Here is a 15,486-nt window from a genome sequence, read left to right as displayed (position 1 = left end):
CAGTCTCCGTCATTGCGAGCGTAGCGAAACAACCGCAGGGACCGATTGGATTGCTTCGCTTCGCTCGCAATGACGAGCCCGATGATACAGCGTCCGCTCTACAACGCCTTCCCCCCTTTCCTCGCCCGCCGCTTGCAGGTGCCCGGCAGTTTCGCCGCGAGAAAATCGCCGAGCACCTCGACGCGCGCGGGGCGCGGACCGCCGGGCGGCGTCACCAGATGCACGGCGCCTTCGGCCTGCTTCCAGTCCTTCAGGATCACTTCGACCTCGCCGGAGGAGATGGCGTCGCCGACGATGAATTCGGGAAGCTCGGCGATGCCGAGGCCGGCGATCAGCGACGGCATCACCGCTTCGCCATTGTTGACGCGGAGCTGTCCGCCCGGCCGCACGCTGGCCTGCTCACCTGCTGCATTGGTGTAGTGCCAGACATTCGGCGTCGACAGATAGGCGTAGCTGAAACACTTGTGCTGGGCGAGATGCATCGGATGCGTCGGCCGGCCGTGACGCTTGAGATAGGATGGCGCGGCCACGGTGAAGCGTGGCATGGTGAACAGCCGCCGCGCGATCAGCGAGGAGTCCGGCAGCCGCGCGATGCGCACCGCCATGTCGAACCCCTCGCCGATCAGGTCGATGGTCGCGTCGCTCAAGTGCAGATCCACCGAGACCTCCGGATAGGTCTGGAAGAACTCCGGCAACAGCGGCGCCACCGCCTTGATCCCGAACGTCATGGGCACAGCAAGCCGAACCAGCCCGCGCGGCGCCACCGATTGCGCCAGCGCCTCGTTCTCGGCCGCCTCGCCGTCGGCGAGCAGGCGCGTCGCGCGTTCGGCGAGCTTGTGCCCTGCATCGGTCAGCGCGAGCCGCCGCGAGGTGCGGTTGAACAGCCGCGCGCCGAGCCGCTCCTCCAGCCGCGTGACGGCCTTGGACACCGTCGCCTTGGACATCGCGAGCTCGCCGGCCGCCGCCGCAAATGACCGTAATTCCACGACCTTTGCGAAGATCGCGAGCGCCTCGAAATCGGGGAGTTTTGCCATGGGGACGATCCAATCGTTCAACTTAAGGAAACAATGCGTTTCGACAGTTTCTATTTCTATACCACAGGCGAACGCATATCCAATAGCCCATCGCAATTTCATGGACTGGAGAAATCCAATGACCAAGAAGCTCTCAGGCAAGGTTGCCCTCGTCACCGGCGGTTCGCGCGGCATCGGCGCAGCATCGGCCCGCGCGCTCGCCGACGAAGGTGCAGACGTCGCCATCAGCTATGTCGCCTCGCCCGAAAAGGCGGAAGCGGTCGTTGCCGAGCTGAAGGCCAGGGGCGTGAAGGCACGCGCCTTCAAGGCCGACCAGGCTTCCGCAAAGGACGTCACCAAGCTCGTCAACGATGTGGCGAAGGAGTTCGGCCATCTCGACATTCTCGTCAACAATGCCGGCGTCGCCGCCGCCGGCGCGATCGACGACGCCAATGCCGATGTGGACGCGCTGGCGCGCCAGGATGCCATCAACGTGCATGGCGTGATCGCGGCGATCCGCGCTGCTTCGCAATTGATGGGCGAAGGCGGCCGCATCGTCACCGTCGGCTCGATGCTCGCCGACCGCGCCTCGTTCCCGGGACTTGCCGACTACGTCGCCACCAAGGCGGCAGTCGTCGGCTACACCAAGGGCGCGGCGCGCGACCTCGGTCCGCGCGGCATCACCGTGAACGTGGTGCAGCCCGGCTCGATCGACACCGACATGAACCCGAAGGACGGCGGCGAGTTTGCCGAGACGCAGCGCAAGCAACACGCGTTGCAGCGCTTCGGCCGCCCCGAGGAAGTCGCCGCCGGCGTCGTGTTCCTCGCGAGCCCCGAAGCCTCCTTCGTCACCGGCACCGTGCTCAATGTCGACGGGGGTTTTGGCGCCTGATCCGGACCTCAACCGTTCAACCAGGGAATACACAGATGATCGAACTAAGACCTTTCGCAAAGCTCGGCAGCGCCGACCACGGCTGGCTCAAGGCCAAGCATCATTTCTCCTTCGCGAGCCATTATGACCCGAACAACATGGGTCACGGCGCATTGCGGGTGTGGAATGACGACGAGATCGCGCCGAACACCGGCTTTCCCGCCCATCCCCACGCCAACATGGAAATCATCACCTATGTGCGCGAGGGCGCGATCACCCATCAGGACAGCCTCGGCAATGAGGGCCGTACCGAAGCGGGCGACGTGCAGGTGATGAGCGCGGGAAGCGGCATCCGCCACTCCGAGTACAATCTCGAGCCGACGAATACCCGGATCTTCCAGATCTGGATCGAGCCGACGGTGCGCGGCGGTCAGCCGACCTGGGGCTCAAAGCCGTTTCCGAAGGCGGACCGCTCGGGCAAGCTCGTCACCATCGCAAGCGGGTTCGAGGCCGACACGGACGCGCTGCCGATCCGCGCCGATGCGCGGGTGCTCGCCACCACGCTGAAGGCCGGCGAGAGCGCGGAGTACGAGCCGCAAAAGGCCCGTCACCTTTACCTGGTGCCGGCGGCAGGTTCAGTCGAGATCAACGGCGTGCGCGTCAATGCCCGCGACGGCGCCGCGATTCGCGACGAGGACAGGCTGAAGATCACGGCGCTGGAAGATTCAGAGCTCGTGCTCGTCGACGCGGCGTAACTTGTCCCGGCTACCCCGTCGCTGCGCGAGCGAACAAGAACGTGGATGCCCGGGACATAGGCGAGCGTGAGCGACGCCGTCCTTCGGATGGCTATGCCCGGGCATGACATCCCCAACAACTAGCCCATCAGATCCACACAACGGAGACCACCATGACCAAAGTTCTCGTCCTCTATTATTCCGCCTATGGCCACATTGAAGCGATGGCGAATGCGGTTGCCGAAGGCGCACGCGAAACCGGCGCGACGGTCGACATCAAACGCGTGCCCGAGCTGGTGCCGGCCGAAGTTGCCAAGGCCTCCCACTACAAGCTCGACCAGGCGGCGCCGATCGCCGAGATCAAGGACCTTGCGAATTACGACGCGATCATTGTCGGCACCGGCACCCGCTTCGGCCGCATGTCCTCGCAGATGGCGAACTTCCTGGATCAGGCCGGCGGGCTCTGGGCCAAGGGCGCGCTGCACGGCAAGGTCGGCGGCGCCTTCACCTCGAGCGCGACCCAGCATGGCGGCCAGGAGACGACGCTGTTCTCGATCATCACCAACCTCCTGCATTTCGGCATGGTGGTAGTCGGCCTGAACTACGGCTTTGCCGGCCAGATGAAGCTCGACGAGATTACGGGCGGCGCGCCCTACGGCGCGACCACGATCACCGGCGGTGACGGCAGCCGGCAACCCAGCGCCAACGAACTCGCCGGCGCCCGCTATCAGGGGCGCGCGATCGCCGAAACCGCCAGGAAGCTTCACGGCTGAACTTCAGAGCGAGACGTAGCGGCTGATCGCCGCGGTGAACTGCATGGCTGGTGTGATGCGGGCGGCATTCCCCTTGCGGGAATGCCGCCCCATCTGTTGCGCTTGGAGCGACGCGTATGGCTTTCGAACTTCTCTTGATCGCGCAGATCATCCGCAGACCGGTACAGGTGCTGGCTCGGCGATGGTATTGCCGAAGCCTGTTCCGCGCCTCGCGCGGCCGGCTGCGCTGTGCCGGGTGCACGGGGTCGTGAGATGCCGGTGATCGCGGGCCGCCGTTCGTTTCAACGTGCCCTGCGCAAAGCGCGTGCCGCGAAGGCGGCAAGCCTCGGGTGGCGGCGCAGGCCCTGCGCGGCGTGGTCGCGCAGGACATAGGGCAGACCGCGCCACGACAGCGCGACGCTGACATCGGTGAGCGGCACCGGCACCGCGCCGAAGCGGCGCTTGTAATCCTGATTGCCGATGCTGAGGTCGAAGCGGCGCACGCCCTGCGCATGCAACGCCGCCATGGTGCGCTCGGTCACGAGCAGCCCGGGCGAGCAGTTCGACCAATTCTTTCCGGCGTGGCTGATGCGCAGCAGGAAGTAGGTCGTGCCGTATCGGACGCCCAGCGTGGTCGCGACGATGCCCTCGTCGCAGACGAGCGCCGAGACGATCGTGTAACCCTCCGCAACGCCCCGCCGCGCCACGGCGCGGTAGAAATGCGCATAGGCGTCGTCGTTCAGGACGAACTTCGAGCCGAGTTGATTCATGCGCTCCTGCTGTTGGACGTCCATCACGTCCAGCAACTCGCGCGCGCGATCGACATCGGTGGCGATCTCGAAACGCGCACCGGCATGGCGGCTGAAGACGCGCCAGCAGCGCGGCATCTGCATACGCTTGATCGAGGCCTGATAGTCCGCATAGTCGTCGCTGGTCAGCAAGAGATTGCCATTGAGCGAGCAGGAGCCGATGCGGCCGAGTGTCACCAGCGGGTTCGGCTTGCCGCCGACATGGGCCGGCATCTTCTTGAGGCGCAGGAGATCGAAGCGGTCCGGCAGGGCGCGCAAGCCTCGGGCCAAGGCCGCGCCCACGGCCCGTGCACCGGCCGCGTCCATCGGGGCGTCAAGCGCGAGGATCGGCGCATTGTTGTCGGATACGCCGAGATCGGCGAACTCGACGACGCGGATGCCACGCCTGACGTGGCTGATCATCGGCACCACCGCAATGTCCTTGCCGGTGACGGCATCGGAGATCACGGCGATCAGCGGCGCGAGGTCGTCAAACGCCTCGTACCAGGCGCCGAGCCAGTAACCGTGCTGAAAGGGGGTGCGGTGCCCTGCTTTCAGGCGCAATGCGGCCTGCGACCAGTCACGCACGAAATCGACTGAGATTTGCGACGTGCCGGACACCCGACCATCTAATTGCTCGACGCTGAGAGACGCCATTCGCGGGGCATACAGTTACTGAATGTTTCCAGATAGATTATGTTTTGTCGCAGCTCACAAGCGACGTAGCTGCTTATCGTTAAGTGATACCCATCACGGCACGATGCTCTGTCCCCTTATGAAACGTGAGCCTGCGACAGGATGTCATTGACGGCCAGGTTCCACAGCCTCGACGCATTGGAACCTGGCGAGGAAATGCAGCCCGGCAACGGCAAGAGCAAACATGAACCAGATCGGATTCTGTCGTTCGAGCAGGAAGGTCTCGGTTGTCCCGTAATAAAGGCCGAACAGCCAGACGGTCAGAAACAGCTTGGCGAGCACTCCGCTGCGGCTGTGAGTCTGCGCCTCCTGGAAATTGACCAGCGGCGCCAGCGCGAAGATGAGAGCGACGAGCAACAGCCCGGGCAGGCCGATGGTAACGGCAAGGTCGAGATAGCTGTTGTGGCTGTGCGCCGCGGTCACGGCCCATTCGGCGCCCTTGGCGGTCTGCCGGTCGGTCACGTCGTCCCAGAACGCTGCATAGCCGTGGCCGACGATCGGCTTTTCCGCGACGGCTGCGAGCGCGAATTCCCAGATGTCGGACCGGCCGGTGAAGGTCGGATCGATTGGAAGCTGCCGCGTGATAGCGCCGAGAGCCGGGCTCAGGGCGCTGCCGACCGTCAGCAGGTTCATCACGATCAGCGGCACGAAGCAGATCATCCGCTTCAACCACAAACTCCGCGTCACATAGACCAGGGAGGCCAGCGCGTAGATGGAGAGGCAGAGCACCGTCGACGTCTTGCCGCCGGTGAAGACCAGGAAGATGCCGGCGAGAACCGCGATCGCAGGCCCCATGACGAACGAGCCGACAGCGCTCAGATAGATCCCGGCATAGACCAGGATGGTCATCACCGGGGATGCGACGTTCTTGTGGCCAAAGCTTCCGCGCCAGTCGCCGGCGAGCTGCGGCTCGGTGATGTCGAGCGCGGTGTGGATCGAATATTGCGGCGCGAGGAAGACGCCGAGATAGCACAGCACGAGCAGCACGAGCGCGGCGCCGCCGAGGCACAGGTTGAAGCTCCGCTGCGTCGGCGGCAGCAACGGCAGGAGGACCGCGAGCGAGGTCACGCTGGCCGCCAGCACGAACCGCTGGATGGACACTTCGCGGCTTTCGGAAAAGACCACGTTGATCAGCATCCAGCCGACGAGGCAAAGATGCAGCGGCGTCACCAGGGTCTTCAGCGAGGGCGCGTCACTCGCGGCACAGAGCAGCACCGCCACCGCAGCCAGCAATCCGAACGAGACGTAGTTCAGCGCCATGCGTCCGCCGACGACGGTGGCGACGTCGGGATTGCGCAGGTCCGGGAACGGATCGAGCGTCACCAGGACGAGCAGCAGGGCTGCGACGGCGACCAGGCAGCGCGCCGCGTTCACGACATTGAGCTTCACCAGCACGGTGCGTAGGCCCTCGCCCAGCGACCGGGCCTCGACGTCAATCATGTCTGCGGCGCTGCGATTCATTCCTGAAGGCCGACATGGCACGCGTAGGGAAGTCTTGGGTTCTAACCCATCCCTGTTAAGCATCCGTCAACCAGCATGCCGGACCCGGCAGATGCCGCATGCCGTTGCGCCACGCTCCGCGCGATGTCGTAATATTGCTGCGCCCGCTGCTCCAGCGTGAGATTGTCCAGCACATAGCCACGCGGATCGAACGACGTCTCGGTGCACCCGGCCCAGAAATCCGCCCAACCCGCCTCGAAGCCGGCGAGGTCGATGAACTTCATGCCGCAGCGCTCATCCCAATAGGGAACCGACGACACCGGCGCGAACGTGACCCGGTGTGGATAATAGTCTGGGTCCCGCCACGGGCCACCGGGATCCCAGGCGAACACCGGCACGCCACAGGACAGCGCCTGCTGGTAGGCTATCCCCTGACTCTCGTTCTGGCAGAGGAAGATCATCGCGCGCGAACGCGCCAGCGCCGCCTGAAAGTCATCTTCCTTGTAACTGCCGTAGCGCAGCTCGGTGAACGAGCGGCCTTCGCTGGCGAGCCGGGCGCGGATGGGCTCGATGAGCTCCGGTGCGTAGCGCTCGCGATCCCAGTGGACCTTGTCGTAGATCAGCACATCGATGGTCTTGTCGGCGGTGCCCGACGGCGCCCACAGATCTGTATCGATGCCGATCGGCCAGGCTTCCGTTTCGGGCCAATGCGGCCGGTACATGTCGGCGTACCATTGGCCCGGCACCACGACCTTCTTCACCGGCAGGCGCTTGAACAAGTCGGGATCGTCGAGCGGATGATTGTGCGCGGCAACCCCGAGCAGGATCGGGTTCTTCCACGCGAATTTGTCGAGCAGGAACGTGCGACCGATGATGCAGGCGAGTTCGTCGGGATGCTGGGCGATATGGCGATAGTCGTTGACGCGATAGCGGATGCCGAGACGGTCCAAGCCCGCGCAAAGATTGAGGAACACCCGAAGCTGCCCGCTCATGCGCGGCTCGCCGAACAGCAGCTTGCGCGCCATGCGCCGCACGTGCCGATCACCAGGAAACCAGCGATCGTCCTTGTCCTCGTAGAACAGGTTGAGGATCATCTCATCGGGATCGTATTCGAACGTCTTCGCGCGCACTTCAGTCCATCCGCCGCAATCAGGCCGCTATTTCGCATGAGGCCGGGTGTCGCACCTATCAAGAATCCGCGACAGACTTAACGCCACACGCTTAACGCTAATTGACGAAACCGGCGTCGCGCCGGCCTTCGCAACAACGATTTGACCGTTAGGCGGGTATCATCCGCAACCGCCGAGACTGCGATCGCCGGGATTGCCGGCTTCGAGATACGGCCTGGTTAACAGATCATTAAAGACGAGCCGCACCGTGATCACTGCCGACGCCATTATCGACTTGCCGACCGCCGCGCTGCCGTCGACCGGCGTCCGCGCGCCCTCACCGGTCGGGCCAGTCTCCGTCGTCATTCCGGCCAAGAATGCCGCAGCCTATATCCGCGAAACGATCGACAGCGCGCTGATGCAAAGCAGCGTCGGAGAGATCATTGTCGTTGACGATGGTTCGACCGACGACACGATCGCAATCGTCCGCTCCATCCGCGATCCACGATTGCGCCTGATGACGAACAAATCCTCCGGCGTATCAGCCGCGCGCAATCTCGGCGCACAAAATGCTGCAGGCGTTTGGCTGGTCTTTCTCGATGCCGACGACCGTCTGCGTCCCGGCGCGGTGGCGACGCTGCTCGCGGCAGCGCGTGGTGCTCCCCGCGCGGTTCTCGTCTACGGCGACTACAACACGATCGATAGCGAAGGACAGCAGATCGGTCGACGCGAGCTTCTCAAGGGACGCCGCAAGCCGTCCGGCGACGTGCTGGAGCGGCTCGCGAGCGGTAACTTCATCGTCAATGGCGGCATCGTGCTCACGCGCGCCGAGGCCTTCCGCGCCGTAGGCGGTTTCGATGTCACCCTCAGATATTGCGAGGACTGGCATTGCTGGTGCCGCCTTGCCGCCATCGGCGAGTTCGAGTTCGTGCCAAAACTCCTGCTCGACTATCGCTTGCACACCGCCAACACCATGAACGCAACGGTGCGGACGCCGCAGGATTTCCTCCCCGCGGTCACACGGGTCTTTGACGATGGGCTGATCCTGGCGAGGCTGCCTCAGGGCGCCGCAGCCCGCCTGCGTCAGGCCGCCGAGATTCATCTGGTCACCTATTCGGCGATGCAAGCGATCCGCTTCGGCAGATATCGCCAGGCCCTCGCCTATCTCGGGATGGTCGGCCGGCGGTCGCTCAAAGCGATGCCGCGGTCCGCGATCAGGATCGTCCTGGCCTATTTGGGAATCTAGTCCGTCACTGCTTCGTCAGGACGCGATCTTCGAGGCTTCATAGGGCTTCGGCTCGATGCCGAAAGCGGCAAGCGCTGCGCCGAGCGCGACCATCACGGGGTGCATCGCGACGACGGCCTTCGATGTCGTCAGCAGACGGGCCGCGCGGACCAGCGACAGCGGCAGCCGTACGAGCATCTGCGCGAACACGCGCGCCCGCACGGCCGCGCTCTGCGCAGCCTTGTACTGAACGCGATAGTTGATCGCGCCGATGCGCAGGCCACGTCGCGCGATCCAGCCGAGACTGGTGCGGCTGTGCGGCACGGTCTCGGTGATGACGGCCTCCGCTGTCCAGTGGAACGTCATGCCGGCATCGCGGCACCGCACGAAGAAATCGGTATCGCCGCCGCCGAGGAAATTGAAGCGCGGATCGAAGGCGGGAGTGCCGAACCGGTCGAACGCGGCGCGCGTGATCAGGCAGTTGCCGCAGCCATAGATCAGCGGCACCGCACCGCTATAGTCATAAGCGGGACAGAAGGCGGGATGACGCGACAGCCATGGCTTGCTGTTGTCGTCGAAGGCCGGCAGCACCGGCCCGCCGACCACGTCCGCGCCGGTTGCCTCGCAGGTGCGCACCATCAGCTCGAGCCAGTCGGGCGAGGCGATCTCGTCATCGTCAATCATCAGGAAGCGGGTCGCGGCAGGGAACAGCGCCTGGGCCGTCTCGAACGCGGCGTTGATCGCCTGGCAATTACCCTGCCGTTTCTCGACGAGGCAGACGCCCTGGAGCTTGCCGCTGGCGAGAAACTCCGCGGCAACCGGCGCGCTCTCACGGCCGTTGGCGTCGTTCTCGATCATGACCACGGCGAAGGAGCGTGGGGTGCGCTGGCGGACGAGCGACTCCAGCGTCAGCCGCAGATGCTGGGGGCGACGAAAGCAGGGAATGCAAACAACGATGCCGACCGACAGGTCGAGAACGCGCGAGCTCGCCGCGATCTCCCGGTTGGGATCGCGCACGGCGTCCGGGATCCGGCTGGCGGACAGGTCTGTCGGGATCAGAGTCATGGCGTCCTAGATGTCCGAGATTTATTGAAAAAGCCCTGCGTCAATCGCATGCATCCACCTCCGTCCCACGCCGGCACAGCGCCGCGGGACAGATCCGTCCCAAAAAATGAGCGAGCTGCAAGAAGACGTCGCCACGCCGCCGCTGTCTCAGCGATGCAGACGCATCACCATGCGCTTAACCGCTTTGGCGCGCTTCTCCTGTTATTCCTTGCGCGCGTGATACTGCAATTTGCGGTCCACTGCCCTGAGAACGGTGCAATGCGGAGAATGCCGTAGTTAACGCGCCTTCGCATTAACCCGACCGAAAGCACCGCAACCGGTCGGGTGGCGCGGCATCGGATTTGCTCTTCGGGCACGTGACATATTTGCTGTAATTTGACTCGAACAAGCGCGGTCAAGAACCATGAACAAGCCAGCCACGATCGATTTCGCGACAGCCACCGAGATCGACGCTCCCGCCCATACCCAGCCGCTGCTCGACATGGTCGCCGGTGAAGCGCGCGACAGCCTGCTCGCCATCCACGAGGTCCTGCGCCGTGAGCTGCCGAGGGGCCGGCTCGCCACTTACGAGGCCGGCGGCGGCTCGTGCAGCTTCCTGCCGCTGGACGTGCTTAACCGCAGCCACGTCACCGTCGTCGACATCGACGAGGACCAGGTCCGCAACAACAGCTATGCGCACGAGGCGATCCTCGGCGACGTGCAGACCTATCGCTTCGCGCCGGAGAGCTTCGATCTCGTGATCTGCTACAACGTGATCGAGCACTTGCCGGACGTCGAGGCCGCGCTCCTGAACTTCGGCGAGGCGCTCAAGCGCGGCGGAATGATCCTGATTGGCGCACCCAATCCGCACTCGCTGTCGGGCGTCGTCACCAAATATTCGCCGCACTGGTTTCACGTCTGGTTCTACCGGCACGTCCGCGGCATCAAGAATGCGGGCGAACCGGGCGAGCCGCCGTTCCCGACCTTCTTCCATCCGCTGGTGACGCTGGCCAAGCTCGAGGCATTTGCGGCGAGCCACGGCCTCGAGATGATCTACCGCCGCGAGGTCGAGAGCCCGCGCTATCCCGAGATGCGCCAACGCAAGCCGCTGTTCGCCGCCCTCGTCGACGCCGGCGCGGCCGTACTGAATGCCGCGCTTCCGCGCGGCACCGACGTCCGGCGCGGCGACTATCACGTCATCCTGCGGAAGCGCTGACGAACATGGTGAGCGCGCGGTCAATCGCCGGACACGCGGCGCCGCTCCATGACGCTGCGCTGCTCGCCAGTAACGAACCGTTAATCTCTGAGGAACTTGCGCATCGGCAGCGTCACGACGACGCGTCGAAGAGTGCCCTGCGTTTAAACGCTTTGTTTGCCATTTCGGTGAATAGTCCCTCAATGAGTATGGTTAATTTTCCCTGTTGCGTTGATTTGGCGCCCATATCCCTGGTGCGTGGCGTGACCCGAAGAGTAACCCCTCAGCCCGCGGCAATTGGAATGAAAGCTGGGGATCATGCTTGACTACAACCAGCCGATAAATCGGGCCGTGTCGGAGGCGGTGCAGCCGCGGCCGCACGCCGGCTTCAATGTGCTGGAGCTCGTCAGCCTGCTCTGGCGGCGCAAGGTTGCCATTGTCGGTGCGGCTCTCCTCGGTGCAACGCTCGCGGTCACCGTCGGCAAGAGCCTGACACCCCGCTACACCGCCACCGCCCAGCTCTATGTCGATCCGCGTGAGCTCCAGCTCGTCGATCGCGAGCTCACGCCGCGCGCGCAGGACGTGTCCGGCATGTCCATGGTGGTGGAGAGCCAGGCTCGCCTGATCACGTCCAACAGCGTGCTGCTGAAAGTCATCCAGCAGGCCAATCTCGACAAGGATCCGGAATTCGGCGGCGGCGACGGCAAGACGTTGATGTCGTCGCTGCTCGGCCTCGTCGGTCTCCAGGCCCGCGCCCCCTCCGCTGGGGAGCAGAAGGAGGTGCAGCTTGCAGCCCTCGATGCGCTGAACAAGCACATCACGATCCGCAAGACCGAGAAGAGCTTCATCGTCGATATCGAGGTCTGGTCGACCGACCCCGCCAAGGCGGCAATGCTCGCCAACACGCTGACCAACGCGTACCTGACGGAGTCGCGCAACTCGCAGGCCCTGGCAGCGCGGCGCGCCACCAATGACCTGTCCGGCCGACTGAAGGAGCTGCGCGAGCGGCTCCGCAACGCCGAGACCGCGCTTGCCACCTACAAAGCCCAGAACAATTTCGTCGGCACGCAGGACACGCTGATCAGCGACCAGCAGCTCTCCGCGAGCAACCAGCGGCTGGCCGCGGCGCGCGCGGCGACGCTGGATGCGCAGGCACGCTTCGACCAGATCGAAGCGAGCCGGCGCACAGCGGCGGATGCAGGTGCGATCCCCGAAGCCCTGCAATCGCCGACGATCGCCAATCTGCGCGCGCAATATGCTGATGCCCGCAAGAAGTACGCGGAGCAGACCGGCGAGCTCGGGCCGCGGCATCCGACCCTGCGCCAGACCGAAAAGCAGGTCGAGGATCTCAAGCGCACCATCAACGAGGAGATCGACCGCATCGCCCAGTCGGCCAAGAACGACTTGACGCGTGCCCGCGACTACGAGGCATCGCTCAACCGGGCGCTGGAAGCGCAGAAGCGGCAGAGCGTCCAGCTTAGCCAAGCCGCCGTGCGCCTGCGCGAGCTCGAGCGCGAAGCCGATGCAAGCCGCGACGTCTATCAATCCTTCCTCAAGCGCTCGCGCGAGACCGAGGAGCAGGAGAGCCTGAACACGTCGGCGGCCCGCGTCATCGGCGAGGCCACAGTGCCGCAGCGGCGCTCGTTCCCGCCGGCCATGAGCCTGTTCGCCATGATCGGCTTCATCTTTGGCGGACTCCTCGCCGCCTTCTGGTTTGTCGCCGCCAAGCACCTGTTCTCCGGCGCCACCACCGCGCCCGAGCCGAAACGTCGTGAACGGACGCCTGAGCCGGAGACCGCCAGTGTGCCTCCAACGAGAGAGCCTCCGGCGCGGTCGCCGGCTGTGTCTGAGACGACGCTGTCCCATCCGATCGAAACCGTGCCGCAGGCGCCGCCGCTCGCACCGGTCGACGCGCTTCTGATCCCAATCGAAAAGCCTTTGATCGCACGTCTCCAGGAGGCAGACGTCATCCGCACGCTCGGCGCCATCCTCGCGTCCGGAGGCGGCACCGATCTCACCCGGCTCGGCTGGCCGACGCTGCGTCCCGGATTTCCGCTGACGACGCTGTTGAATGCGTTGCGCGACATGCGCACCGCCGTGGCACGGCGCGCCGGCGCCAAGGCGATGCCGGTCGTCGCGCTGGTCGGCGCCGGCGAAACCACCGAGCGCAGCGTCACCGCGCTGAATTTCGCGCTGGCGGCCGCGCGCGATGGCAGCCGCGTGCTGATGATCGACGCCGACCATCAGGCGCACAATCTGTCGGGCAAGCTCAGCCGGCCCGGCAAGAGCGAGCCGAGCAAGCTCGGTTGGCTCTCGATCGGCAGCAAGGGCGCGCGCGAGATCAAGACCGTCAATGGCATCTCGGTGCTGCCGGTCGCCGAGAGCGATGCCGGCAAGACGGCCGAGGCCATCCGCAAAGCGGTCGCGCAGGCGCGCTCCACCGGTGGCTATGATCTCGTCGTGCTCGATGGTCCGGCGATGCCGCTCTCTGGCGCGGGCCGCAAGCTGCTCGACGGCGTTGATGCGGTGGTGGCGGTGCTGCCGACCAGCCTCGACATCAACGACAGTCTGGAAGAGATCCTGAGCGCGCTCGGCGGCGCCGAGCGCAAGCTCGTGGGCGTCGTGCTCGACGAGCTCACCCCTGAAACTCAAACGCGCCAGCGAGGCAGGCAATATGCTTGAGCGTCGCGTCAATCTGGACGGGCGGGAAGCGACCGCCGACGTGCCACGGATCACCGTCGGCGGCCTTCGCATGGCCGCGCTCGATCTCGAAGCAACCGCCGATTTCATGATCGAGGCGACCGACCCGCGTCATCGCATCGGCCGTCCGTTGTTCCTGACGTCGGCCAACGGCGAGGTGCTGGCGCGCTGCTCGACCGAGCCGCAGACCGAGCGTCTGTTTCGCGCCGCCGATCTCATCAACGCCGATGGCCAGCCGCTGGTCGCGGCCTCGAAGCTGCAATCCTGGTTCCCGCTGCCGGAGCGCGTCGCAACTACGGATCTGTTCCATGTGGTCGCGCGCAAGGCCGAAGCGGCCGGCCGCACCTTCTACATGTTTGGCGCCAGCGAAGCCGAGAACGCCACTGCGGTCGAGAATGTCCAGAAGCTGTATCCCAATCTTAGGATCGTCGGACGCAGCCACGGTTATCTGCGCGGCGACGCGCTGCGCGCGAAGGTCGAGGAGATCAATGCGCTCGCGCCCGACTATCTGTGGGTCGCTCTCGGCGTGCCGGTCGAGCAGGCATTTGTCGAGGAATACACGCCGCTGCTGACCAATGTTGGCGTCATTAAGACCTCCGGTGGCCTGTTCAACTTTTTGTCAGGCAGCCGCTCACGCGCGCCGCAATGGATGCAGAAGATCGGACTCGAATGGGCCTGGCGAACCTGGCTCGAACCACGCCGTCTGTTCTGGCGCTATTTGACCACTAACCCCCGCGCGCTCTATCTTCTCTTCAGCCGCAACCGGCCATCCAATCGCTGAGAGAGACGTAGAGTAACGACATGACCGACCGACCGACTGTCCTCGTCACAGGAGGCGCGGGCTATATTGGCTCGCATGCGTGCCGGGCGCTGGCCGCTGCCGGTTATCAGCCGGTGGTTTATGACAATCTTTCGACAGGCCATCGTGACTTTGTCACCGGCCCGCTGGTGACCGGCGATCTGCTCGACGGCGCGGCACTCGCGCGCGCCTTTAACGAGCACGAGATCGCGGCGGTGATGCACTTTGCAGCAGCGAGCCTGGTCGGCGAGTCCATGACCGCCCCACAGAAATACTACATCAACAACGTGCAGGGCACGCTGTCGCTGTTGCAGGCGATGCGCAACGCTGGCTGCCAGCGCATCGTGTTCTCCTCGACCGGCGCCGTCTACGGCAACGCCGATTCCAAGGCGCTGCCGGAGGATTTCCCGTGCAACCCGATCAATCCCTACGGTGCTTCGAAGCTGATGATCGAGCGCATGCTCGCCGATTATCGCTCGGCCTACGGCTTCGGCGCGTTCTGCCTGCGCTATTTCAACGCCAGCGGCGCCGATCCCGCCGGCGGCATCGGTGAGCTGCGCGACAACGAGACACATCTCATTCCCCGCGCCATGATGGCGTTGCAGGGCCATGTCGACTTCGCCGTGTTCGGCGATGACTACGACACGCCCGACGGCACCGCGATCCGCGACTACATCCATGTCACCGACCTCGCCGCGGCGCATGTCGCGGCATTGAAGCTCCTCGAGCAGGGTCATTCCGGCGCCAGCTTCAATCTCGGTACCGGCTCTGGCTTTTCGGTGCGCGAAATCCTGACCACCATCAGGCAGGAGACCGGACGCGAGGTGCCTCACACCATCAAGCCGCGGCGCGCCGGCGATCCGACCTATCTGGTCGCCGACCCCTCCGCTGCGCGAAAGGTGCTGAACTTCGTGCCGCGTCACTCCGACTTGCCGACCGTGATCCGGACCGCCTGGAGCTGGCACCAGAAAGCGCATCCTCTAAGGTCGCGTTAGGCGACTTCCCGCCGATATCTTGCCCACTGGGCGCGTGAACGGCTAAAATCGGCAATCCCGGTCGACGTCGGCACGAGTCCCGGCGTCCAATTTTTTTTGCAGCGCTGGCACGATGCCGGCCTAGC

At 64.8% G+C, this 15,486-nt stretch carries 13 protein-coding genes; 8 read left to right on the top strand and 5 right to left on the bottom strand.

Going from position 1 to position 15,486, the window contains the following annotated elements:
* Positions 1-98: 98 nt before the first annotated feature.
* Positions 99-1,034 (bottom strand): LysR family transcriptional regulator, encoded by a 936-nt coding sequence (locus MTX21_RS30810; protein WP_280968366.1) that lies wholly within the window; start codon positions 1,032-1,034, stop codon positions 99-101.
* 118 nt (positions 1,035-1,152) lie between these two features.
* On the opposite strand from MTX21_RS30810, the gene MTX21_RS30805 reads away from it, so the two are divergent.
* The 3 genes from MTX21_RS30805 (at position 1,153) to wrbA (ending at position 3,391) form a co-directional block, all read left to right on the top strand.
* A complete protein-coding gene (locus MTX21_RS30805; RefSeq protein WP_280968365.1) occupies positions 1,153-1,905 on the top strand; it encodes an SDR family oxidoreductase in 753 nt (250 codons plus the stop codon).
* Between the two features lie 35 nt (positions 1,906-1,940).
* Positions 1,941-2,639, top strand: a complete 699-nt coding sequence (locus tag MTX21_RS30800) for a pirin family protein (protein ID WP_280968364.1) — start codon at positions 1,941-1,943, stop codon at positions 2,637-2,639.
* A gap of 152 nt (positions 2,640-2,791) precedes the next feature.
* Complete coding sequence (gene wrbA / locus MTX21_RS30795) at positions 2,792-3,391, top strand: NAD(P)H:quinone oxidoreductase (protein ID WP_280968363.1); 600 nt, start codon at positions 2,792-2,794, stop codon at positions 3,389-3,391.
* Positions 3,392-3,672: 281 nt separating this feature from the next.
* Here wrbA and MTX21_RS30790 read toward each other — a convergent pair whose 3' ends face one another.
* The 3 genes from MTX21_RS30790 to MTX21_RS30780 all read right to left on the bottom strand — a co-directional run bounded on the left by MTX21_RS30790 (position 3,673) and on the right by MTX21_RS30780 (position 7,424).
* Positions 3,673-4,815: a GNAT family N-acetyltransferase gene (locus MTX21_RS30790; protein ID WP_280968362.1), complete on the bottom strand. Its 1,143-nt coding sequence runs from the start codon at positions 4,813-4,815 to the stop codon at positions 3,673-3,675.
* A 144-nt stretch (positions 4,816-4,959) separates the two neighbouring features.
* Positions 4,960-6,315: an O-antigen ligase gene (locus MTX21_RS30785; RefSeq protein WP_280968361.1), complete on the bottom strand. Its 1,356-nt coding sequence runs from the start codon at positions 6,313-6,315 to the stop codon at positions 4,960-4,962.
* Positions 6,316-6,356: 41 nt separating this feature from the next.
* Complete coding sequence (locus MTX21_RS30780) at positions 6,357-7,424, bottom strand: glycosyltransferase family 1 protein (protein ID WP_280968360.1); 1,068 nt, start codon at positions 7,422-7,424, stop codon at positions 6,357-6,359.
* Positions 7,425-7,698: 274 nt separating this feature from the next.
* On the opposite strand from MTX21_RS30780, the gene MTX21_RS30775 reads away from it, so the two are divergent.
* Positions 7,699-8,649: a glycosyltransferase gene (locus MTX21_RS30775; RefSeq protein WP_280970841.1), complete on the top strand. Its 951-nt coding sequence runs from the start codon at positions 7,699-7,701 to the stop codon at positions 8,647-8,649.
* Positions 8,650-8,664: 15 nt separating this feature from the next.
* On the opposite strand, the gene MTX21_RS30770 is transcribed toward MTX21_RS30775, so the two are convergent.
* Complete coding sequence (locus MTX21_RS30770) at positions 8,665-9,693, bottom strand: glycosyltransferase (RefSeq protein WP_280968359.1); 1,029 nt, start codon at positions 9,691-9,693, stop codon at positions 8,665-8,667.
* Positions 9,694-10,096: 403 nt separating this feature from the next.
* On the opposite strand from MTX21_RS30770, the gene MTX21_RS30765 reads away from it, so the two are divergent.
* From MTX21_RS30765 to galE, 4 genes are all read left to right on the top strand, one after another.
* Positions 10,097-10,888: a class I SAM-dependent methyltransferase gene (locus MTX21_RS30765; protein ID WP_280968358.1), complete on the top strand. Its 792-nt coding sequence runs from the start codon at positions 10,097-10,099 to the stop codon at positions 10,886-10,888.
* A 297-nt stretch (positions 10,889-11,185) separates the two neighbouring features.
* The gene (locus tag MTX21_RS30760; protein WP_280968357.1) at positions 11,186-13,549 is read left to right on the top strand and encodes a Wzz/FepE/Etk N-terminal domain-containing protein; all 2,364 of its coding nucleotides are present in this window, start codon (positions 11,186-11,188) and stop codon (positions 13,547-13,549) included.
* On the top strand, positions 13,542-14,348 hold the full coding sequence (locus tag MTX21_RS30755; protein WP_280968356.1) for a WecB/TagA/CpsF family glycosyltransferase: 807 nt from the start codon (positions 13,542-13,544) through the stop codon (positions 14,346-14,348). Before MTX21_RS30760 ends, MTX21_RS30755 begins: the two co-directional genes overlap by 8 nt.
* A 20-nt stretch (positions 14,349-14,368) precedes the next feature.
* Entirely contained in the window at positions 14,369-15,361 is a 993-nt protein-coding gene (gene galE, locus MTX21_RS30750) for a UDP-glucose 4-epimerase GalE (RefSeq protein WP_280968355.1), read from the top strand.
* Positions 15,362-15,486: the final 125 nt, after the last annotated feature.

Source organism: Bradyrhizobium sp. ISRA430, from assembly GCF_029909975.1.
In the GTDB taxonomy this organism is placed as follows: Bacteria; Pseudomonadota; Alphaproteobacteria; order Rhizobiales; family Xanthobacteraceae; genus Bradyrhizobium.
The sequence above is the reverse complement of the archived record's forward strand: the minus strand, read 5'-3'. Positions and strand labels throughout refer to the sequence as shown.